Source organism: Bacillus fonticola (assembly GCF_012955605.1).
GTDB classification, from domain to species: domain Bacteria; phylum Bacillota; class Bacilli; order Bacillales; family JC228; genus Bacillus_CG; species Bacillus_CG fonticola.
The window spans coordinates 2,211,303-2,233,927 of sequence record NZ_CP052135.1; the positions used below are offsets into that span (position 1 = coordinate 2,211,303).

At 43.5% G+C, this 22,625-nt stretch carries 17 protein-coding genes and 1 other annotated feature; of the genes, 2 read left to right on the forward strand and 15 right to left on the reverse strand.

The genetic code is table 11. The features are described from left to right. Window positions 1-86: 86 nt before the first annotated feature. A complete protein-coding gene (locus HHK01_RS10955) occupies window positions 87-1,367 on the reverse strand; it encodes a bifunctional folylpolyglutamate synthase/dihydrofolate synthase (protein WP_170007830.1) in 1,281 nt (426 codons plus the stop codon). 70 nt (window positions 1,368-1,437) lie between these two features. Beyond that, entirely contained in the window at window positions 1,438-4,083 is a 2,646-nt protein-coding gene (locus tag HHK01_RS10960) for a valine--tRNA ligase (protein WP_407646906.1), read from the reverse strand. Between the two features lie 72 nt (window positions 4,084-4,155). After that, window positions 4,156-4,379, reverse strand: a binding site (T-box leader). A 354-nt stretch (window positions 4,380-4,733) separates the two neighbouring features. Between HHK01_RS10960 and HHK01_RS10965 the strand changes: the two genes are divergently transcribed. Then, entirely contained in the window at window positions 4,734-4,925 is a 192-nt protein-coding gene (locus HHK01_RS10965; RefSeq protein ID WP_170007832.1) for a hypothetical protein, read from the forward strand. Between the two features lie 34 nt (window positions 4,926-4,959). Here HHK01_RS10965 and ysxE read toward each other — a convergent pair whose 3' ends face one another. From ysxE to hemA, 8 genes are all read right to left on the reverse strand, one after another. Further along, a complete protein-coding gene (gene ysxE, locus HHK01_RS10970) occupies window positions 4,960-6,012 on the reverse strand; it encodes a spore coat protein YsxE (RefSeq protein WP_170007833.1) in 1,053 nt (350 codons plus the stop codon). A gap of 80 nt (window positions 6,013-6,092) precedes the next feature. After that, window positions 6,093-7,268 (reverse strand): stage VI sporulation protein D, encoded by a 1,176-nt coding sequence (gene spoVID / locus HHK01_RS10975; protein WP_170007834.1) that lies wholly within the window; start codon window positions 7,266-7,268, stop codon window positions 6,093-6,095. Between the two features lie 210 nt (window positions 7,269-7,478). Next, entirely contained in the window at window positions 7,479-8,768 is a 1,290-nt protein-coding gene (gene hemL, locus HHK01_RS10980) for a glutamate-1-semialdehyde 2,1-aminomutase (RefSeq protein ID WP_170007835.1), read from the reverse strand. After that, window positions 8,765-9,769: a porphobilinogen synthase gene (hemB, locus tag HHK01_RS10985; protein ID WP_170007836.1), complete on the reverse strand. Its 1,005-nt coding sequence runs from the start codon at window positions 9,767-9,769 to the stop codon at window positions 8,765-8,767. The genes hemL and hemB overlap by 4 nt, the downstream gene beginning before the upstream one ends. Before the next feature lie 26 nt (window positions 9,770-9,795). Further along, window positions 9,796-10,536 (reverse strand): uroporphyrinogen-III synthase, encoded by a 741-nt coding sequence (locus HHK01_RS10990; RefSeq protein ID WP_170007837.1) that lies wholly within the window; start codon window positions 10,534-10,536, stop codon window positions 9,796-9,798. Beyond that, complete coding sequence (gene hemC / locus HHK01_RS10995; RefSeq protein ID WP_170007838.1) at window positions 10,526-11,464, reverse strand: hydroxymethylbilane synthase; 939 nt, start codon at window positions 11,462-11,464, stop codon at window positions 10,526-10,528. The genes HHK01_RS10990 and hemC overlap by 11 nt, the downstream gene beginning before the upstream one ends. 47 nt (window positions 11,465-11,511) lie before the next feature. Then, window positions 11,512-12,345, reverse strand: a complete 834-nt coding sequence (locus HHK01_RS11000) for a cytochrome C assembly family protein (protein ID WP_170007839.1) — start codon at window positions 12,343-12,345, stop codon at window positions 11,512-11,514. 105 nt (window positions 12,346-12,450) lie between these two features. Continuing rightward, entirely contained in the window at window positions 12,451-13,812 is a 1,362-nt protein-coding gene (hemA, locus tag HHK01_RS11005) for a glutamyl-tRNA reductase (protein WP_170007840.1), read from the reverse strand. Between the two features lie 262 nt (window positions 13,813-14,074). On the opposite strand from hemA, the gene HHK01_RS11010 reads away from it, so the two are divergent. Next, entirely contained in the window at window positions 14,075-14,557 is a 483-nt protein-coding gene (locus tag HHK01_RS11010) for a hypothetical protein (RefSeq protein ID WP_170007841.1), read from the forward strand. A gap of 129 nt (window positions 14,558-14,686) precedes the next feature. On the opposite strand, the gene yihA is transcribed toward HHK01_RS11010, so the two are convergent. The 5 genes from yihA to tig form a co-directional block, all read right to left on the reverse strand. Further along, the gene (gene yihA, locus HHK01_RS11015; protein ID WP_170007842.1) at window positions 14,687-15,271 is read right to left on the reverse strand and encodes a ribosome biogenesis GTP-binding protein YihA/YsxC; all 585 of its coding nucleotides are present in this window, start codon (window positions 15,269-15,271) and stop codon (window positions 14,687-14,689) included. Next, window positions 15,268-17,595 carry an endopeptidase La gene (gene lon, locus HHK01_RS11020; RefSeq protein WP_170007843.1) on the reverse strand — a complete coding sequence of 776 codons (2,328 nt, stop codon included), beginning with the start codon at window positions 17,593-17,595 and terminating at the stop codon, window positions 15,268-15,270. Before lon ends, yihA begins: the two co-directional genes overlap by 4 nt. Window positions 17,596-17,803: 208 nt before the next feature. Beyond that, window positions 17,804-19,462 carry an ATP-dependent protease LonB gene (lonB, locus tag HHK01_RS11025; protein ID WP_170007844.1) on the reverse strand — a complete coding sequence of 553 codons (1,659 nt, stop codon included), beginning with the start codon at window positions 19,460-19,462 and terminating at the stop codon, window positions 17,804-17,806. 200 nt (window positions 19,463-19,662) lie between these two features. After that, a complete protein-coding gene (gene clpX / locus HHK01_RS11030) occupies window positions 19,663-20,931 on the reverse strand; it encodes an ATP-dependent protease ATP-binding subunit ClpX (RefSeq protein WP_170007845.1) in 1,269 nt (422 codons plus the stop codon). Between the two features lie 318 nt (window positions 20,932-21,249). Continuing rightward, window positions 21,250-22,536, reverse strand: a complete 1,287-nt coding sequence (gene tig, locus HHK01_RS11035; RefSeq protein ID WP_170007846.1) for a trigger factor — start codon at window positions 22,534-22,536, stop codon at window positions 21,250-21,252. Window positions 22,537-22,625: the final 89 nt, after the last annotated feature.

Below are 22,625 nucleotides of genomic sequence, written 5' to 3' on the forward strand. Positions count from 1 at the left end.
AGATAGTGTAGCAAATAGATGAAGTTTTGTCACCAATTTTTCAGAAAAAAGGAAATGCTCTTATAGTAGGTGCATACTAATTTATCTCATATTAACGCTTGACGACAATAAGAGATAAAGTAGAGAGAACCGGTTACAACGAGTACCTCATCAGCGTCAGCCTCAGCATACCAATCCTCTATCCATTGTACCGCATTTTCTGCCCATTCGACTGATTTCGACACGTTTTTTACTGTTTCTTTCGTAGCAGATCTTGGAAAGGGAAACGTAGTCCAGACAAGCCGATCGCTATGCTCCTGCAATTGAGAAGTCATGTTCACAAAAGGCTTATCCACTAAAGCCGAAAACAAAACCGTCACACGTGTACCTGCTAATCTAGTTGCCATTGTGTTTGTTAATGCGGCCACACCTTCCTCGTTGTGTGCACCGTCAAAAATAATGGTTGGATGGTGACGAATTATTTCAAAGCGCCCAGGCCAACGGGACCGTTTCAATCCAATCTGAATTGCCTCTGGCGTTAACGCGTCAAATCCACGTTTTGCACATTCATGCAACAAGCGAATTGCAAGCGCGCCATTCGACACTTGATGTCTTCCTTTTAAAGACGTCTCTACTGCAAAAGACCAGCTTTGATCTTGGTAGAAGAAACGTTCTCCGATTTCAGTTGACTCTTGATAAGTTGCCGAGAATTCCGTCCCGATCTGCTCACAATCTGTTCCAACAGACTTTGCGTGTTCAGCAAACAGGGTCACTACTTCCGGTTTTGTTTCTGTAGTCATGACAGGCACTCCTGACTTCATAATGCCAGCTTTTTCAAAAGCGATTTCCTTGATTGTATTTCCTAGAAACGCCATATGATCAAATCCAACGTTCGTAATGCCAGTGACAATGGGGGCCACTACGTTCGTACTATCCAATCTACCGCCAAGCCCCACCTCAAAAAGCACAATGTCGACAGGATCCACATTCGTGAAGTAACGGAAAGCTATGGCTGTAATGCATTCAAATTCTGAAGGTGCACCGAGAGTCGTTTGTTCAAGCTGTTCACTTGCCTCTTTTACTTCTTGAACGAGTGTGAACAGCGCTTCGTCACTTATGGGCGTACCATTTGTTGAAATACGCTCCTGAAATCGTTCAATATAAGGCGAAGTAAACGTTCCCACACGGTATCCACTAGCTTGTAACGCTTCCCGCATCATCGTCACTGTCGATCCTTTTCCATTGGTTCCGCCTATATGTACAGCTCGGAGGCGTTTTTCCGGATTCTCAAAGTAGTTCATGAGCCACTCCATCCGTTCTAAGCCTGGTTTAATTCCTAGTCGAAGCCTGTTATGAAGCCACCCAATTGCCTCATCGACTGTTTTCATGTCGCTCTATCCCCTTTTGGTCCCTGCTATTTTAGAAATAGGGCGAACCTTATTCGGTCCGCCCTTCACATTAATTTTCTTTTAGTTCTTGAATACGTTGTTGGACCGTATCGCGTTTCTCGACGTACTCACGCTCTTTGTTGCGCTCTTCTTCGACGATGTGTGCCGGAGCCTTCCCAATAAACTTTTCGTTGGCTAATTTCTTTTGCACTCGATCTACTTCACTTTGCCACTTAGCCAACTCTTTTTCCAATCGAGCGACCTCAGCTCCCATATCGATTAAACCTTCTAATGGCAAAACAAGATCAACACCGGTGACAACGGCTGTCATCGCTTTATCAGGTGTTTCGACCGACGTTGCCATGACTAATTCACTCGGATTACAGAAGCGCTCGATGTATGATTCGTTTTTTTGAAGTACCGCAAGAATGTCATCATCCTTCGCTTGTAAGCGCAATTCAATTTGCTTCGACATAGGCGTATCCACTTCTGCCCGAATGTTTCGTACTGTACGAATGATCTCAACAAGAAGCTTCATTTCCCCAGCAGCGCGTTCGTTCGTGTAGCGCTCATTAACAGTTGGCCAAGCCGCTTCTGTTATTGATTCGCCATGATGCGGCAAATGCTGCCAAATTTCCTCGGTAATAAACGGCATAAACGGATGTAATAAACGCATCGTTTGATCAAGTACGTGCGCAAGTACAGAGCGGGTCGTTTTCTTTGCCTCTTCTTCTTCACCGTACAAAGGAAGCTTCGCCATTTCAATGTACCAATCACAGAAGTCATCCCAAATAAAGTTGTATAGCGTTCTCCCCACTTCCCCAAACTCATAGCGATCCGCTAGTGAAGTGACGGTCGCAATGGTCTCGTTTAGCCTGGTTAAAATCCACTCATCAGCAACGGACTTTTTCCCATCGAGAGAAATTTCGTCTACCGTCATTCCGTCTAAGTTCATGAGTGCAAAACGAGATGCGTTCCAAATTTTATTGGCAAAATTCCAAACAGATTCGACTTTCTCCCAGCTAAACCGCAAATCTTGCCCAGGAGATGTGCCTGTAGAAAGGAAGTAGCGTAAGGAATCAGCACCGTATCTGTCGATGACATCCATTGGATCGACACCATTTCCTAACGACTTACTCATTTTACGACCTTGCTCGTCGCGAACGAGTCCGTGAATCAGTACGTCTTGGAATGGGTGTTGTTCTGTAAACTCCACCGCTTGAAAAATCATCCGCGACACCCAGAAGAAAATGATATCATACCCTGTGACGAGGGAGCTCGTTGGATAGTAACGTTTGAATTCTTCATTATTTTCATCTGGCCAGCCAAGGGTTGAAAACGGCCATAAAGCGGACGAGAACCATGTGTCCAACACATCTGCATCTTGCGTCCAATTTTCTTCATCGGTCGGAGCTTCCATACCAACGTACACTTCACCAGTCTCATGATGATACCAAGCAGGAATACGATGCCCCCACCAAAGCTGCCGAGAAATACACCAGTCACGAATATTCTCCATCCAGCGTAGATACGTTTTCTCAAATCGATCCGGGACAAAGTTTACAGCCCCGTCTTGACCTTGTAAATCAACAGCGCGTTTAGCCAATGGCTCCATGTTTACAAACCATTGTGTAGACAAATACGGCTCAACGACCGCTCCACTACGCTCAGAATGCCCTACTGAATGCATGTGTTTTTCGATGTGGAAGAGTACACCATCCTCTTGAAGGTCTTTCACTAGTTGCTTTCGGCAAGCAAAACGATTCATGCCGCTGTATTTGCCAGCTTTTTCGTTCATTGTCCCGTCTTCGTTCATAACGAGAATACGCTCTAACTTATGGCGATTTCCGATTTCAAAGTCGTTCGGATCATGAGCTGGCGTAATTTTCACGGCACCTGATCCGAAATCCATATCGACGTAATCATCGCCCACGATTGGAATTTCTCGTCCTGTAATTGGCAGGACGACTGTTTTTCCAATCAAGTGTTTATAACGCGTATCCTCTGGGTGAACGGCAACTGCTGTATCTCCGAGCATCGTTTCCGGACGCGTCGTCGCAATGTCAATAGACCCAGACCCATCAGACAGTGGGTACCGCATATGATAGAAAGCACCTTCCACATCCTTGTAAATCACCTCGATATCTGAAAGAGCTGTCTTTGTATCCGGATCCCAGTTAATGATGTACTCGCCACGATAAATAAGGTCCTTTTCATACAGTTTGACAAACACTTGTCGTACTGCATTTGATAACCCTTCGTCAAGTGTAAAGCGTTCTCGACTATAGTCTAGTCCCAAACCAAGCTTCGACCATTGCATTCTAATATGTTTGGCGTATTCATCCTTCCACTTCCACGTTTCAGTGACGAAGGCATCACGTCCGAGGTCATAGCGGCTCTTGCCTTCCGCTTTTAACTTTTGTTCGACTTTTGCTTGCGTAGCAATTCCTGCATGATCCATTCCTGGCAGCCACAATACGTCATACCCTTGCATACGCTTCATACGAGTCAAAATATCTTGTAATGTCGTGTCCCACGCATGGCCTAAATGAAGTTTTCCGGTAACGTTCGGGGGCGGGATTACGATGGTGTAGGGTGGTTTTGTCTCATCAGACTTTGCTTCAAACACCTTTCCTTTCAGCCACCACTCATAACGATTCTTTTCGACTGATTGCGGATCGTATTTTGTAGACAATTCTGTTTGCTGGGTTGTCACCAACAAACACCTCCTTCATTCTTGTAAGCGTTCATTATCAGTTGAGGAAAACAAAAAAACGCCTTTCATCCAGTAAAGGACGAAAGACGACGCTTCGCGGTACCACCTTAATTCTCTACTTATCGAAAATAGAGCGCTCATTTGTGTAACGGACTTTTCATCCGGCTCCTTTTACTTAAGTTCAAAGGAGCAGCTTCCAGGCGACCTTCTGAAAAACTCTCAGTAAGAACCTTTCACCAGGCGGTTCTCTCTCTATAAAAGGAGTTGTTCATACTCTTCCTGTGCAACGCTTTTTATCATATAGATATTTCAAATAATAGCGTATGTTTTCCCCCACGTCAAGTTTTGCATGTTTGTCACAGCGATGAGGAGGCTCAGCGCGGAGCCCGCGGAAAGCGAAGTGTATTTCCGGAGCGATATTAGAGCAACATGAATTTGCAGTATGTCGCATCATATAGCTGTTGTGCAATAAAGCTTTTCTCAAATAAAGCAACAACCTTTTAGAAAACAGACTTACATTTTATTGAATTGAGCGTCGATGTGTGATGCACTAGCTAAATTAATATTCCCGCGCACGTAAGAGTGGCAAGCACCATTTAGAGAAAACGCCCATACACTAGATACGAAACGTAGTAGAGGAGGAGCTACCATTGCGTAAAAAGTACAATTCATACACCTTTCAAAATTGGATGAAGAATGCACGAGCCATTGCTCAGCAGTTAGTCATCCCGTTTACTGTCTTCCAAGTCATTCGTACCGTTATTTTCCCTACAACATTTGATGTTTTACTGCTTGCCCTGTTCATTTTTATAGCTTTAGCCTTTTATTATGAATGGTTGTAAGTCGCCTTTAAGTACGTGTTCAAATCATCTTCTTTTAGTCATTTGTTGAGGCGGCTTCTGCTGCTTTTTCTGCCTGCTCTCTTCTTTTTTGCTCTTCCTCTAACTTCATGACGACATATTCGATGTTTTTAAGTCTCCAGTGATATTCCTGCAACTTTCGCACATCTTCACGCTCATTTCGTCGTTCTTTTGGTCGTTGATAATACCGTTCTACAATATCAACGATCGGGCCAGGATGGGCTAAATAACTAAGAAACAAACGCATTTCTTCCTTCTGAAAAGGAGATGTTGCAAAATATGTTTGTAGCCAGGCAAGTACATCGTCGTGTTGAGTGGGTCTCGCGTGAAGCGTTCGTGCAAGAAAAGGAAGTAAATCATGAAGGGGTGAAGCATACTTTGCCTGTTCAAAATTAATAAAGTACCCAAGCCCTTTTTCATCATATAAAAAATGCTCTGGAGACAATTTACCGTGCACAAGTACGGACCGCATGGTTTGCTTTTCTTCCATTAGTTCTTCCCAAACTTCTAACTGATTAATAGCAAACGTACACGCCTGGCGAATGTCGTTATAGTACATACAGTAAGTTAATTCAAAAGGTGACATGTACCACTGTTCTTCACAATACTCGACAAACTGCTCTAAAAACGTTCGCTGTGCCTCCCACGTTTGCTTCGTGGCTTCTGTATGTTCTTTCCGTTCTTCTTCTGTTACTTCTGTTTCCTGCTGACTTAGCACGTGCATTCTCGCCAACTCTCTAAACAACTTTTCATGCTTTGTCTGACGGTTCTCCCCTGGAAGGTCATGTAGCCATGGCATCAAGTAGTATAAGTCGTTTCCTTGTAACACACCGTACCTTCCATCACGCGTCGGATAAACAGGCACGATGCGATGGAAGCCCTTTTGGTAGAGCATTTGCAAATGGGACACAAAATCCATCCGTACGGAAGCGTCAATCCGCTTCAAAGCAAATAATCCCGATTGTGTATGCACTTTCGCAATCACACCTAGTGGTTCTATATACATCGGCTGAATACCATATTGCTGGAGAACGGTTTGTAATGCGTTTGTATCAGATGGTCTCCCCATGTTCTCCCCTTCTTTCCAAACAAATAGTTATGTTCGTAAAAAAAGTGAGTGCTCATCATACTCACTCACTTTTCACTACCTTATTTCACTACCGCCTGTGGGATGTATAACACTTGCCCTTCAAACACATCTTGAGTTGGTTCAAGCGAATTAACACGTAACAGTTGCTGTGCACTCACTTCATACCGTTCGGCAAGTGTATCTACCGTGTCTCCATCCTGCACGATGCACACTTTTAGTCGCGTCACCTCGTCTTCAGACTTTCTAGCAAAGAAGTCTGTTAGAGAGAGTGCCGAGGAAGAGGAAGAGCTTTCACTTTCGTCTTTAGACTTAGAGGCAAATTTAATTTCCTTGTGAGCCGGTGGGTACTCTTCGTATTCGTCCTCTACAATCGTATACGCCCAATGATCCTCTTCAGAATCATCTTCATACGTGTTCTCATATGGAGCGTATGCATTTTCTTGCTCCTCATGTTCATATGCTTTAGCTTCAGAAGAAGAAGAGGACTCGTATTCTTCGTCATCATCGTCCTCGATCGAAGGCATCGGAACGACTCCATACGGTTTGTGATAGCTCCGTGTTGCCTCTACAAACTGCTGATCCTCTTCAGATAGTGATGATTCATTGTTTTCGTCCTGTACATAACTAGGCTGTGCATCCTCTTGTGAGGGAGGACGCTTCGCCTCAGCGGAAAACTCCTCTTTCGTCCATGGAAACGTAGTTGGTGGTACAGGTTGGTCGACACTCGGCAAAGATAACGTAATTTCTTCTGCATGCTCAGCTGCTGTCGTCTCGTTTCTTTCCAACATATACGTTTCAGACTCTACTTGTTCAATAACCCCCGTTACGGTCAGGTCTGCCGTAAGTTTTATACAGTCGGCGACTGGAAATACATAATCAAACGAATCCACACACACATCTAAGTCATACAAACTCTTCACACGATTGTTTGGAATCGTAATATCTACCGGAAACGCATGTGTAAAAGCACACGTCTCTTCACTAACTTCTCTTACCTCAACGTACCGATGTTGTGCATACGGTTCCTCTTCCTCATCCTCTTTCACTTCAGACACTTTCTTATACTCACCAGTAAGTTCCAAAGAACCACGAATAGCAACGTACTGATCATGTTCTTGAATCGTCACATTAGGCTCTAGAGATATGCTCTGTAAAATGTCAACGGCCTCTTGTCGACCGAACCAAACGGACTCTTCTAAGGAAAAACGTAAATATGATGGCTTCCCTTGTGTCAAGAAGAATTCCTCCTTTCTCACCTTAAAAGACTTGTCGTTACCACTCTATGAAGGACATGGGTCTTTTATGCCGAAAACTAAGCCGGAAAAAGGGAAGGGTGGAGTAGTGAAATGCAATCACTGTTTTCTGTGACCTTACACTGTACTGAGTCCCTTTCCCCCAAAAAATCACATAAAAAAGACGACGATATCATCTCGCCGTCTTACCACTTACTTTGAAATTTTTGCAAAAGCGTGTCTTGCTGCCTCAATTGTTTGTTCAATATCCTCATCCGTGTGGGCTGTTGATAAGAACATACCTTCGAATTGGGACGGAGGCAAGAAAATACCTTCTTCAATCATCGCACGGTAATACGAACTAAACAGGTCTAGATTTGACCTACGTGCTTGGTCAAAGTTGGTGACGGGACCTTCATTGAAGAAGAAACCGACCATCGATCCAGCACGATTAATAGTGTGCGGGATTCCATTTTGCTTTGCTGCTTTGGACAATCCTTCTTCGAGGCGATCTGCTTTTTTACGGAACCCAGCGTATGTTTCGGGTGTAATTTGTGATAGGGTTTCATATCCAGCCGTCATCGCAAGTGGGTTTCCAGAGAGCGTCCCAGCTTGGTATATCGGTCCTGAAGGGGCAATGCGTTCCATAATCTTACGTTTTCCTCCGTAGGCACCGACAGGCAAACCACCGCCAATCACTTTACCTAGACATGTCAGATCTGGCATGACATCGAAAGCACTTTGGGCGCAGCCGTAGTCGACACGGAAACCGGTCATTACTTCATCAAAAATGAGTAACGCGCCATACTCCTCTGTCAATTCTCGTAAATAGTGAAGGAAGCCATCAATTGGTGGTACGACGCCCATATTACCAGCGACTGGTTCTACGATCACACCTGCAATGTCCTCGCCAAATTGTTCAAAAGCATAGCGGATTGATTCTTTATCATTGTAAGGAACTGTAATCGTATTTTGTGCGACTCCTTCCGGTACACCTGGACTGTCAGGAAGTCCTAATGTGGCCACTCCTGATCCTGCTTTAATCAACAATGAGTCACCGTGTCCATGATAGCAGCCTTCAAATTTCACGATTTTATCACGACCGGTATACCCTCTCGCTAAGCGAAGTGCACTCATCGTAGCTTCCGTTCCTGATGACACCATGCGTACCATTTCAATAGAAGGCACTCTATCGATGACAAGCTTAGCAAGTTTATTTTCTATTAATGTGGATGCGCCAAAGCTCGTTCCTTTTTCGGTTACTTTTTTCAAAGCTTCTACAACTTGATCATTAGCGTGTCCTAAAATAAGGGGTCCCCAACTGAGTACGTAATCGATGTATTCGTTGCCGTCAATGTCTCGTATTCGGGATCCTTTTCCACTTTCCATAAACAGAGGATCCATATTCACAGAACGAAAGGCGCGAACAGGACTGTTCACACCCCCGGGCATATGCTGCACGGCTTCTTCAAAAGCCTTCTTTGATTGTTGAAAAGATTTCATTGTGCGCCTCCTCCATTCTCCTCTCGTAAATACGTAGCAACGTCCTTTGCAAAATAAGTAATGATAATGGATGCTCCAGCCCGTTTCATGGAGGTAAGCATTTCCATGACGACTGCTTGCTCATCAATCCACCCGTTTGCACTGGCTGCCTTAATCATCGAGTATTCTCCGCTCACGTTATAAGCCACTAGCGGTACAGGAAAACGGTCGTTCGCTTCACGGATAATATCTAAGTAGCTGAGGGCAGGTTTTATGATAAAGAAGTCAGCGCCTTCTTCGATGTCTGATTCCATCTCACGAATCGCTTCTACACGGTTTGCTGGATCCATTTGATACGTTTTACGGTCACCAAACTGTGGTGTAGAATGAGCTGCGTCACGGAACGGACCGTAAAAGCTCGATGCATATTTAACCGCATAAGACATGATCGGTACATGGGAGAAGCCTTCTTCGTCCAATGCATGGCGAATGGCTGTTACAAAGCCATCCATCATATTGGAAGGGGCAATAATATCAGCACCTGCCCTCGCTTGACTAACTGCTGTCTTTGCTAGCAATTCTAGCGATTCATCATTTTCGATTACCCCATCACGAACAATTCCACAATGACCATGATCCGTATACTGGCATAGGCAGGTATCCGCCGCGATCACAAAATTCGAGTCAAAAGCTTTGATGTGCTTAATAGCTCTTTGAACAATACCCCCATCAGCATACGCTTCTGTGCCGACTGAATCTTTTGCTTCTGGTACCCCAAAGAGCATAATGGAAAGAACGCCTAGATGACGTAGTTTTTCTAGTTCTGCATCCAAATGATCTAGTGAAACGTGGAACACACCAGGCATGGAAGATACCTCTTTATACACACCTTCTCCTTCCACCACAAATAAAGGATACATAAGATCTGAGGTAGTTATCGTCGTTTCACGAACGAGTTTCCGAAGTGGCGCACTTTGCCGGAGACGACGATGACGGGCAAAAGAGTCATGGTTTGAATTCATACAGATCGCTTCCTCTCTAAACGTAATTAAGTATGTTGACTTGCATATGTAAAAAAACTTCGTGCAAGTGCCTCGACCGTAAACTCCTCGGGCAACACGTGAACAGGAAGCCCTTTGTTCCGTAATGCACGCTCTGTTATGGGACCAATTGCCCCAAACACAAGATGCGAAGGGGGGCTCTTAATAATTTCGGTAAATGCCTGTACTGTAGATGGCGAAGTGAATGCTACTCCGTACAATGAATCTACCACTTCAACTAGTTCGTTTTGTCCTTGTCTAGAAATATGGGTTTCATAAAGGTGTTCTACCGTAACGTCATACCCTATACGTTGCAAACTAGCTGGAATGACCGCACGTGCACGATTCCCTAAAATACACATAACGCGTGAACCGCTTGGCTGTTGCTCTTCCCATTGCTCCACAAAAGCGTCTGCGTCAAAACGGCTAGGCTGAAAAGAAACAGAAACGCCCCACTTTTCAAGTGCTTGCGCCGTTTTCCTTCCCACTGCTGCAAAATGAAAAGATATAGGTAGTTGAAACGTCGAAGGAAGATGCCGAAAAAATGCCTCCACCCCATTTTGCGAAGTGAAGATGAGCCAATCCATATCCCGCCCAGCCCACCAACTTGTCCACTCAAGTTCAGATTGTAGTAAAAAGCGAATTTCCAACAACGGAACACTCAATGGTTCAAACCCGATCTCTTCCAACGCTACAAAAAAGGGGGGAGCTTGCTGGGCTGAACGCGGGACGAGAATTTTACGCCTCATCTAACGTTTCTTTCACAGCGTCAATGAGTGTTTTTGCTCCTTGGCGAGTAAGGATAGAGGCAACTTCCTCTCCAACAGCTACCGGGTCTGTTCCACTAACCGTTTCTTTATAAATTGCCGATCCGTCCGGTGCAGCAACTAGTCCAGTGAGCGAAACCGTCTCGCCTTCTAAAGTCGCATAGCCTGCAATCGGGATTTGGCAACCACCTTCCATCCGGTGTAAAAAAGTACGTTCTGCAGAGACCGTTCTCGCTGTATGCTCACAATGAATTGTTTTTAAATAGTTGATAAGCTCCTCATCATCGCTCCGACATTCAATCGCCAAGGCACCTTGTCCAACAGCAGGCAAAGACACATCCTCATCCAAATAGCGCGTGACGACATCATCACTCCAGCCCATTCTTTTCAAACCAGCTGCAGCTAAAATAATGGCATCAAAGTTATCTTCTTGTAGTTTTTTCAAACGTGTATCAATGTTGCCGCGAATCCACTGAATACTAATGTCAGGTCGTTTTGCAAGAAGCTGAGCTCCACGTCGTAAACTGCTTGTCCCGATAATCGCTCCAGAGGGAAGTTCTTCAAATGGTATGTGGTCTACGGAAATAAAAGCGTCCCGATGATCTTCTCGAACTGGGATACAAGCAATCGTCAAACCTTCTGGTAATTTCGCCGGCATATCCTTCATACTGTGCACAGCTAAATCAATTTCTTTATCAAACAGAGCTTGCTCGATTTCCTTCACGAACAATCCTTTTCCACCCACTTTGGAAAGAGTAACGTCAAGAATACGGTCACCTTTTGTGACAATTTCTTTTACTGAAAATTGATATGGTACCTGTTCTTCCTGTAGTCGCTTCAATACCCAATTCGACTGGGTCAGAGCTAAATTACTTCGACGTGAGCCAAGCACTACTGTGCGATTTGACATAGGTCATTCCTCCTTTACATAAGTCCAACTGTAAGCTTTAGTTCGTGTTAGGAAATCCACAAGTGAAAACCAGACAATCTGCCAAACAAGAAAAAGTTAATGAGCACGATAAGAAAACAGCCAATATTCCAGTAGGCTAGCACACGACCATACAACTGTTTGCGTACTCTCATAGCGAACACAATACTATAAGCAAGTAACATCAGTATGGAACCGATAATTTTCAAGTCTAGCCAGCTAAAATCAGGTAATGCGATCACAGCGCGTTGAATCCCCAAGATCAAACTAAGCAAAAGAAGTGGGGTCCCGATTCCGTTTAGTACGACCGTCATCCGATCAAGCTTTTCCAAATCAGCAAGACGTCGCAAGCGCTTCCCCCATTTTTTTTGCTTTAATAATCGGTGTTGTAATAAGTATAGACAAGAAAACACGAAAGAGATCGTAAAGGCACCATAAGATAAAATAGCCATCATAATGTGAATATACAAAATTTCATTCATCAACTGTTCTGCAATCACATTTGACTCGATCTGGGCTGTGGAAAATGTATGAACCGCCATAATAATGAAGCCAAGAACGTTTGTAAAGAAGACGGTGAAATCGACTTTTAATAAACGATTAATACCCAACGACAATGTAATGAGCACCCACGCATAGAAGTACAAGCCTTCGTTTATCGTTAAAATAGGAAATCGGCCTGTTTCAAACATGTACATAAATAAAAAAATTGTTTGAAGAATCCAAACAATTGCTAAAAGCCAGAAGGCGGTTCGATTCGCCTTCTGGTTCGTATCGACAAAATCTAAAAAGTAAAGCAGTACACTAGTAGCATACAAAATTATAATCAGTTCATGCATGCGAGTCATTACAACGTCAAACATTCTCTTTCGTCCCTCATATTAGAGTAGGTGGTGGAATGAATTAAGAGTGGAAGCAACCGGTAGAACCGATTGCTTCAACGTTATCACAACGCTCTACCCGAAATTTTATGTTGAAAAAGAGACTTCAGATACCGCAGTTTGAGAAGGAGCACGCTCGGTCTTGCGCGCTTCTTGCACATAGGAAGTGGGCTCCTTCTGTACAACATCTTCTATTCCAAAGATTTGTTGAAATAGAGCGAGGTTCTCTTTTGCGTTCGGTCCGCTCGCCAGCTCTTTCATTTCTTTTACAGGATCTTTCAACATTTGATTCACGATGCTTTTCGTATGCTTACTCAATACTTTACGTTCACGTTCCGTCAAGTTCGGTAGTTTTCGCTCAATACTTTGCATTGTTTCCGCTTGAATACTTAATGCTTTTTCGCGAAGGGCAGTAATCACGGGTACAACTCCCAGCATAGCAAGCCATTCTTCAAAAGCAATCAGCTGTTCCTCAATCATGACACCTATTTGATCAGCGGCTTCTTTTCGTTCTGCTAAGTTCGCTTGTACAATGCCCTCTAAATCGTCAATGTCATAGAGAAATACATTGTCCAACTCTGCTAAAGCCGGATCTAGGTTCCGAGGTACAGCAATATCGACAAGGAAAATGGGCTTACCTCGCCGCATTTTAGCTGCAACAGACATAACTTCTTTTGTGAGCACATACTCTTTCGAACCTGTAGAGCTTATTAAAATATCTGCATCGAGCAATGCGCACTGTAACTCTTGAAGTGACCGTGCCTCACCTTGAAACTTTTGTGCGAGCTCCTCTGCTTTTTCAAACGTTCTATTTAATACGGTAACCCTTTTGACACCTTGTCCATAAAGGTTTTCCATCGCCAATTGTCCCATTTTACCAGCACCAACGATGACGACATGCTTATCTGCTAAAGACCCGAACACTTTTTTCGCAAGCTCAACTGCTGCATAACTGACACTTACAGCGTTCGCTCCAATTTCAGTTTCAGTGTGACCTTTCTTAGCCACCGTAATAGCTTGTTGAAATAGGCGATTTAATATAGTCCCTGTCGTTCCAAGCTCTTGCGCAGTAAAAAAGCTCTTACGCACTTGTCCTAAAATTTGCGTTTCGCCAAGCACCATAGAGTCTAGACCGGAAGCAACTCGCATAAGATGTTCTGCCATCCCACTGTTTTCATGAAATGTCACATATGGAGAAAAAGATTCCATCCCCAAATCAAACCAGTCTGCTAAAAACTTTTTCAAGTAATAGCGACCTGTATGCAATTGATCAACCACCGCATACAATTCTGTACGATTGCATGTAGAGACAACCACGTTTTCTAGGATACTTTTTTGATCCTGCAACGCCTTCATTGCCTTAGGTATATCAGACTCTTGAAACGATAAGCGTTCGCGTATTTCAACAGGGGCTGTTTGATAGTTTATTCCTGCTACGAGTAAATGCAACTTTTGACCCCCCTACTACAAATCATTTCTCTTTGTCACTAGTATATCATGTCGTATTCGCACGATTTTTTCCGAAATGTGAACAGACGTTGACACCCTTTACAACGCTGTTACATGGCGTTTAAAAATTAACCATTTACACAATGGATTCCACCTTGTACCATAACAAAAAAGGGCCATTTCATCAAGTCTACTGCTTAGCAGCCATTACCACGAGTTAGAGCACAAATCCAGTTTCATGCAGAAGGGACGCAAACCAACTATGCGCACAACCAATGTCTTACCTGGCTGGATCCTAATTGGGTTTGGCTTATACATATGGATTAGAGATGAACAATGGGATACGTTCGCTTCGCTTTCCGGCTGGCAAACACTACTCATCATCGTTGGTATTGCCATGCTTCTTCAAGCGTACAAAGGGAGAGACTATACACTTATTCTTCCTGGAACATTCCTTACCGGCGTTGGCATTCACTTCCAAGTAGTCGGAGAACTCGTCATTTGGCCTGAACACTTAGGGGCTTTTTCCTTGTTTTTAGCACTGGGTTTTCTGCTTCAGCACCAAAAAACAGGTCAAGGTCTTTTGTACGGTGTCCTTTTTCTTATCATGACCGGGATGGTACTGTTTTATGACCAAGTGACGTCTTCTGTCAACGAAGTAATAGCGTTAGGTCCTTATTGGCGCTTATGGCCACTTCTACTTGTTGCATTCGGTTGTTATGTATTGTTTTTCAAAAAACGGTAAATGCACACCTTTACATATCTTAAAGCTCTTATTACGGGACTAACGCTCTTTTTCGGTTGGCAGTGTGTTTGTTACTTAATGCCAATGATTCCTTTTAAAAAGCCGGAGTTCACAGACCCCCGGCTTTTTTTATTTCAAATACCTTTCTAACAAGTGCCACGATTCTTCTTTTCCTTGTTTCGTTTCCGCTGAAAATAAAACGATCGGGTCTTCAGGATCAACCTGTAACGTTTGGATGGCAACTTGTAGCTGTTTTTGTTGCTTCCCTTTAGACAATTTATCGGCTTTTGTACAGACGATCACACAAGGTAGATCATAGTGTTTTAAAAAGTCATACATTAATACGTCGTCTTCTGATGGTTCATGGCGAGAGTCAATTAGGAGAACGACGGCTTGCAGCTTTTCCCTTGTCGTCAAGTATGTCTCCATCATGATTCCCCATTTTTCTCGCTCCGATTTCGACACTTTCGCGTAACCATAACCAGGGACATCTACAAAGTAAAAAGATTCATTCAGCTTGTAAAAATTGAGCGTCTGTGTCTTCCCTGGCTTAGAAGAAGTACGGGCTAGTGCTTTCCGACGAATCAAACAATTGATAAAGGATGATTTACCTACGTTCGAGCGACCCGCGAGTGCTATTTCTGGAAAACCTTCATCAGGGTATTGAGATGGTCTTACGGCGCTTATTACTAGTTCCGCTGTCTGTATATTCATGACGTTCCCTCACGCAATGCTGTTTTAAGTACTTCCTCAACGTGAGCGACAAATTGAAAGTTCATGTCGTTGCGTACAACCTCAGGAACGTCTTCTAAATCCTTTTCGTTGTCTTTGGGAAGTAGCACCGTTTTCAAGCCTGCCCGATGCGCACTCAAAGATTTTTCTTTCACGCCACCGATCGGTAGTACCCGTCCTCGTAATGTCACTTCCCCGGTCATACCTAAATCATGGCGAACAGGTTTGCCAGTGAGCGCACTAACAAGGGCTGTCACAATCGTAATTCCAGCAGAGGGGCCATCTTTCGGTACAGCTCCTTCAGGTACGTGAATATGCAAATCATGCTTTTCATGAAATTTTGGATCGATATCAAATTTTTCCGCATGCGAACGCACAAAGCTGAGTGCGGTCTGGGCTGATTCCTTCATCACATCGCCCAGCTTACCAGTCAATAACAGCTTCCCGTTGCCTGGAGAAAGTGAAACTTCAATTTGGAGCGTGTCTCCTCCAACGGTCGTGTAGGCAAGTCCAGTTGCTACACCCACCTGATCTTCTTTTTCAGCCTCTCCATGACGAAACATCGGCTTACCAAGAAGGTCTTCGATAGATTTAGTCGTGACAACGATGCGCTTTTTCTCTTCACTAACAATTTGCTTTGCCGCTTTTCGACAGATAGATCCGAGTTGACGCTCTAAACCGCGAACACCTGCTTCTCTCGTGTAGTGGCGAACGAGTTTGAGAAAGGTCTCATCGCGCAGTTGTAATTGAGATTTTGATAAACCATGTTCTTCGATTTGCTTCGGAAGCAAATGATTCTTTGCAATTTGTACCTTCTCGTGCTCTGTGTATCCAGCAATCGATATGATCTCCATTCGGTCCCGTAAAGGCTCTGGAATGGTGGCTAAATTATTAGCTGTTGCAATAAACAACACATTAGATAAATCGTATGTTTCTTCAATGTAATGATCACTAAAATTGTGGTTTTGCTCAGGATCTAACACTTCTAACATGGCTGCCGATGGGTCTCCACGGAAATCGTTCGACATTTTATCAATCTCGTCCAACAGGAAAACAGGATTAATGGAGCCTGCTTTCTTCATTCCTTGAATAATTCGACCTGGCATAGCACCCACATATGTTCGGCGGTGTCCACGGATTTCAGACTCATCGCGAACCCCTCCTAATGAAATACGCACAAAATTACGGTTTAAACTTGTCGCTAGAGAACGTGCAATACTCGTTTTCCCGACACCTGGAGGCCCAGCTAAACAAAGAATCGGCCCTTTTAAAGACTTTGTCAGCTTTTGAACGGCAAGGTACTCGAGTACACGCTCTTTGACATCTTCGAGACCGTAGTGATCCTCATCCAAAATACGCTCTGCATGTTGCAAGTCCAGTCTGTCTTCCGTCGCATGACTCCAAGGTAGGGAGAGCAACCAATCGATGTAGTTTCGAATTACCCCACTCTCAGCTGAAGTTGATGGCACCTTTTCATAACGATCCAACTCTTTTTCCGCTGTCTTCCGAATAGGTTCTGGCATGCTGGCCTCTGTGATTTTCTTCTTTAAATCGCTCACTTCACCCGTTTTTCCATCTTTGTCTCCAAGTTCTTTTTGGATGGCTTTCATCTGTTCCCGTAAGTAATACTCCTTTTGCGTACGTTCCATCGAGCGTTTTACACGCTGCCCAATTTTCTTTTCAAGACGCAATACTTCCTTTTCGTTGTGTACAAACTCAATCACTTGCTGCAAACGTTTTTTAATTGGTAGCGTGTCTAGAATCAATTGTTTATCTTTTAATTTGATCGGCAAATGAGAAGTAATCAAGTCTGCCATTCGGCCAGGCTCTTCTACATCGGATACCGTCGCAAACGTTTCCTGTGACACCTTTTTGGAAACGTTTATGTACTGTTCAAAGTACTCTAGCATTGTACGCATGAGTGCTTCATCTTCAGTATCCTTCAGTTCTTCTCCGGCATAACCTTCTACAGTAGCAGCGAAAAAGTTTCCCTTGTCATGAAACTGTAGCAGCTTTCCCCTGTACAACCCTTCAACAAGTACCCGGATCGTACCGTTAGGAAGCTTAAGCATTTGTTTAACACGAGTCACCGTACCCATTTCATACACATCGGTAGCTTCCGGCTCATCTATAGATATTTCCTTTTGGGTAGTTAAAAAAATGAGGTGATCTTCCACCATCGCCTGCTCGAGCGCTTCTACTGATTTTACACGCCCAACATCTAAATGCAATACCATCGTAGGGAAGACTAGCAACCCACGCAACGGCAATAAAGGAACGGTTAATGTTTCATTAGTAGCTGCCATTCCTCCACCTCCTCCAACAAAATTACTTTGATCAAGACCAAGGGTCATTTCCTCATTCTAGCGTACCGGGAGTCCTTTGTACAAATTAACGATTATAAGTTGCAACTAAAGCTCTCTGCTCCTCTGTAGTATTCGATTCCCAAGAGGTTTTATGTTAAGAACGTAAAAGATACTCCCCGCACATAATCGAGGAGTATCTAATCAAAAGTTACACGCTTTCTTTCTTGTCTAATCGAATCGTATTTTTCACATCTTTTGCCTCGATATGTAAAGCTAACGCGAACACATCGTCCAAATGATCTACTGGCTGTATCGTAATTCCATCAATTTCTTTTAAGATGGACTGCACGTTATCCCTTGGTACAATGGCAAGTTCAGCACCAGCTTGTTTTGCAGCCTTCACTTTTGCAAAGACGCCACCGATCGGTTTCACATCACCATGTATGCTAATCTCACCAGTCATTGCGACAGTGGATTTAACAGGTATTTTGTATATAGCAGAGTAAATCCCCGTAGCCATCGCAATCCCTGCTGAAGGACCATCAATAGGTATACCACCAGGGAAATTGACGTGGATGTCAAATTCATCTGCTGGGACTCCCATTGCGCGCAAAACCGTAACCACATTTTCAATCGAGCCTTTCGCCATACTTTTTCTACGAATAGACTTCCCTTGGTTACCAATGCTTTCTTCTTCAACGATTCCCGTAATGTTAATGCTACCTTTTTCTTTGGTCTTAATTGCAGTTACCTCGATTTCTAACAAAGCCCCCGTATTAGGACCGTATACAGCTAAACCATTCACACGACCTATCGCCTCTTTGCCACGAACTTTCTTCTCCATTCGTGGTGAAAGCTGACTGGAGTGGATGACCCATTCAATGTCTTCATCTTTAATAAACGACCGCTCCTCAGTAATCGCTAATCCTGCCGCAATTTGGATAAGATTCACAGCTTCGCGCCCATTCCGAGCATAGTTAGACAATGTCTCGAGTGCTTCTTCACTTATCGAAAGTTTTACCTTTTCTGCTGCTCGCTTCGCCACTTTAGAAATTTCATCTTGATCCAATTCTCTGAAAAACACTTCCATACAACGTGATCGGATTGCAGGAGGGATTTCGTTTGGTGTACGAGTGGTTGCCCCGATTAATCGAAAATCAGCAGGTAAACCATTTTGAAAGATATCATGGATATGTTTAGGAATTTGCGTGTTCTCTTCGCTATAATAAGCGCTTTCCATAAAGACTTTTCGATCCTCTAACACTTTTAACAACTTGTTCATCTGAATCGGGTGTAGCTCACCAATTTCATCGATGAACAATACGCCTCCGTGTGCGTTTGAAACAGCACCTTGTTTCGGTTGTGGAATACCTGCTTGCCCCATCGCACCTGCCCCTTGGTAAATCGGATCATGGACAGAGCCTATCAACGGATCAGCAATTCCCCGTTCATCAAAGCGAGCTGTTGTGGCATCTAACTCCACAAAAATAGATTGGGCACGGAACGGAGATTTCTTATTCCGTTTCGCTTCTTCGAGTACAAGTCGAGCTGCAGCTGTTTTTCCAACACCTGGGGGACCATAGACGATCACATGCTGCGGATTCGGTCCACACAAAGCAGCTTTCAAAGAGCGTATTCCATCTTCTTGTCCCACAATATCATCAAAGGTAGTCGGTCGTACTTTTTCTGCCAAAGGCTCCGTTAGGGAGATGGCGCGCATTTGTCGTAGTTGCTCCATTTCTTTTTTGGATTCGCGATCAATAGACACCTTTTGATTCCTTTGATTTTTAAGTAGGTTCCAAAAGTACAATCCGATGACTATTCCAAAAAAGAGTTGTATAAACAGCGCTATGCCAGTCCAGTTCATTCTCCATCCTCCTGCTTAACAATTATGTAGTTCCTAGTATTTCCTAGGAAGATGGGGATTAAACTCTTAATAGGAAGATATGAGGGTGTTCTGAAGGTAAGGAAGATGAAGTGAATGAAATTTGTGCTTCGTAAGATCGACCAAGCACCCACAAAAATAACCGCATCCCTAAAGATACAGGATGCGGTTAAAAATGTTGTTTACGCAGATGTTTTTTCTTCTTTCGTGATCACTTGACCGTCTTGTGTAACAAGGGTAGGATGACCACTGCTTTCCACAGTTGCTTTCGTGATAATACACTTCTGGATGTCGTCACGGCTCGGTAAATCAAACATGACGTCCAGCATAATGGACTCAATAATAGAACGTAAGCCACGTGCACCCGTTTTTCGCTCAATTGCCTTTTGTGCAATGGCAAGAAGCGCGTCCTCTTCAAACTCAAGCTCTACGTGATCAAGCTCCATCATTTTTTGGTATTGTTTGATGAGCGCATTTTTCGGCTTTGTCAAAATTTCAATCAGTGCATCTTCATCAAGAGTTTCTAGGCTCGAGATAACGGGAAGACGACCAATGAACTCTGGAATAAGTCCGAATTTTAATAAGTCTTCTGGCAACACTTTCGTCAACAATGACTTTGTTTCTTCGCCAGCTTGTGTTTTTTGATCTGAACCAAATCCAATCACCTTTTGACCAAGGCGACGTTTAATGATTTGTTCGATGCCATCAAAGGCTCCACCACAAATGAACAATATATTGCTCGTATCGATTTGGATGAATTCTTGATGAGGATGCTTACGACCACCTTGTGGAGGTACACTCGCAACAGTACCCTCAAGAATTTTCAAAAGCGCTTGTTGAACACCTTCACCAGACACATCACGTGTAATGGATGGGTTTTCAGACTTTCGGGCTACTTTATCAATTTCATCAATGTAAATAATCCCTTTTTCTGCTTTTTCCACATCGTAATCAGCTGCCTGAATCAGTTTGAGCAAAATATTTTCTACATCTTCCCCAACGTATCCAGCCTCTGTTAAAGAGGTTGCATCGGCAATAGCAAACGGTACATTTAAAATACGCGCTAACGTTTGAGCAAGTAAGGTTTTCCCGCTCCCAGTTGGTCCAATAAGCGCGATATTACTTTTTGCTAGCTCCACTTCATCTACTTTGCTGTTCGAATTGATTCGCTTGTAGTGGTTATATACAGCAACAGCAAGTGACTTCTTGGCTTGTTCTTGGCCAATTACATAATCCCCCAAGATTTCACGGATTTCCCGTGGTTTAGGAACTTCTTTAAATTCTACTTCTTCATCAGTACCAAGCTCTTCTTCCACAATTTCTGTACAAAGCTCAATACATTCGTCACAAATATATACACCTGGACCCGCTACAAGCTTACGTACTTGATCTTGTGTCTTACCACAGAAGGAGCACTTCAATTGGCCCTTCTCATCGTTAAATTTAAACAAATCTGTTCACCCCTTTTACAGCGTTCGACAGTTTTCACATTCAATAAGGAAGCCACGGCGGCATATTGGTGTCCTATTCCTTTACACAACACATACCTACTCACATCTTGTGAGTCGCTAGAGCCACTTGCCTTTTTGGAATTCAACTGGATTTTATGTAGTGAGATTGTAACACATTCTCACAAAAATGCGAGAAAAAACACTTATGGTATAGGCTCGTAATGCTCCAGCGTCCCATGAATGCATGTTCTTAATTTCTAGACCGTACCGTATGTACAAGAAAGGCACGAACGAGTCGCGCCTTTTCTCTACTTATTATTATGCAACAGTTTTGCTGTTTTCCACAAGAAAATCGACTGCCTTCTTGATTTTTAACTCTTCTTTCAGACCGTCAAGCTGTCCACCAAGGGCTTGAGCAATTTGCTCTTTTTCGAGGTTGTATTGTTTTGCCATTTCTTCAAGTTCAGCATCTACGTCTTCATCAGTTACTACTAGGTTCTCTTGAATGGCTACTGCTTCAAGCGTCAAATTAAAAAGTACACGTTTTTTCGCATCTTCTGCCATTTGTTGCTTCAAGTCTTTTTCTTCTTGACCAGAGAACTGGAAGTACATATCAAGGGTCATCCCTTGCGCTTGTAGACGTTGTTCGAACTCTTGAAGCATGCGCCCTGTTTCGTTATCGATCATCGCTTCTGGAATGTCTACCTGTGTGTTTTCTGCAGCTTTTTCCACTACAGCATCGCGAATGGCTTGCTCTGCAGCTTGTTTCTTTTCTTCTAATAGGCGCTCACTGATTTTAGCTTTAAGTGCATCCAACGTCTCTACTTCTTCGTCCACGTCTTTAGCAAACTCATCATCCAACTCAGGAAGCTCTTTGCCTTTTACTTCGTGAATTTTCACTTTGAACACAGCTTCTTTTCCAGCAAGCTCAGCAGCGTGATACTCCTCTGGGAATGTTACCGTTACGTCTTTTTCTTCCTCAGCTTTTACGCCTACCAACTGCTCTTCAAAGCCAGGGATGAACGTATTGGATCCAAGTTCGATTGAATAATTATCCGCTTGTCCACCTTCAAACGCTTCACCGTCTACGAATCCTTCGAAGTCCAAAACAACGGTATCGCCTTCAACAGCAGCATCTTCTTTCACAGCAAGTTCGGCTTGATTTTGTTGCAAAGTTTCGAGTTCTGCTTGTACATCTTCATCGGATACGTCTGTATCTTGTTTTTCCACTTCGAGCCCTTTATATTCACCGAGAGTTGCTTCTGGCTTCACAATTACCTTCGCTGTGAAGATAAGCTCTTTGCCTTTTTCCATTTGGTCAAGGTCAATTTCAGGTTGAGATACAGGTGAAATACCTGCTTCCTCAACAGCTTTAGCATATGCATCTGGCAGAATGACATCAAGCGCATCTTGATAAAGAGATTCTACTCCAAAACGCTTGTCAAACATTTGGCGTGGCATTTTTCCTTTACGGAAACCTGGAACATTAATTTGTTGAACCACTTTTTTAAAGGCCTGGTCTAATCCTTTGTTCACAGTATCCACATCTACTGTAACCGTTAATACACCTTCGTTACCTTCTTGTTTTTCCCATTTAACTGACATCAAATTCCCTCCAACCAATCTATTGACGCATTATTTACTCACTGTTTAATTGTTTTCTCGGTACGTCACACACGTTTTAATGGTACCGA